Genomic DNA, 625 nt, shown 5'->3' with positions numbered 1-625 from the left:
CTCCGGCACTAGTTAAAGCATTATTCTTATCACTTCCACAAGGAAGCGTGGGTTCTAGTGTATCCATAGGCACTAATTCTTATGCAGTCAGATCGTACTGGGAGATACTCTTCTAGAAGGCTTTACTCAGGATCAGGTGGAAGTGGTGCTGGCTCATGAGATGGGCCACCAGCAGCTTGGTCATCTCTGGAAAATGACCCTACTGCAAGCAGCAACTATGACCTTAGCTCTAATATCCTTACAGGTTTTCTTTTGGGGACCTGAAGCATACTGGGGAGCTGGTGGCATTGGAGATCTCTCCAATTTGCCCCTGGTCTTTTTAATATCCACCCTGCTCCTCTTCCTTCTCTCTCCGGCCAAAAACGCCTTTTCTAGATTCTGGGAAAGACAGGCTGACCTTTTCTCCCTGGATCTAACAGGTAAGCCAGAAGCTTTTGTCTCGTTTATGGAGGGTGTAGCGAAACGCAACCTGGCAGACAAGAACCCCCATCCTCTAATCGAGTTCCTTTTCTACACCCATCCTTCTATTTCCAGACGGATCAGCCTGGCCAGGGGGAAATAGTTTGGGCTCTCTTTAGGGTGCAGTTTCGAAATCTGAGTTCCTCTTTGACGGTTTTGAGCAGAG

1 protein-coding gene is annotated in these 625 nt (G+C 48.0%); it reads left to right on the top strand.

Annotated features, from left to right (window positions below; genetic code table 11):
* The first annotated feature begins 91 nt into the window (after positions 1 to 91).
* Positions 92 to 562, top strand: coding sequence for a M48 family metalloprotease (locus HW443_RS12580; RefSeq protein WP_176237370.1), 471 nt, complete (start codon positions 92 to 94; stop codon positions 560 to 562).
* Positions 563 to 625: the final 63 nt, after the last annotated feature.

It is taken from the genome of Candidatus Hakubella thermalkaliphila, from assembly GCF_013281975.1.
GTDB lineage: Bacteria > Actinomycetota > Humimicrobiia > Hakubellales > Hakubellaceae > Hakubella > Hakubella thermalkaliphila.
Note: the sequence above shows the minus strand (reverse complement) of the source record. Positions and strands in the feature narration are given on the sequence as shown.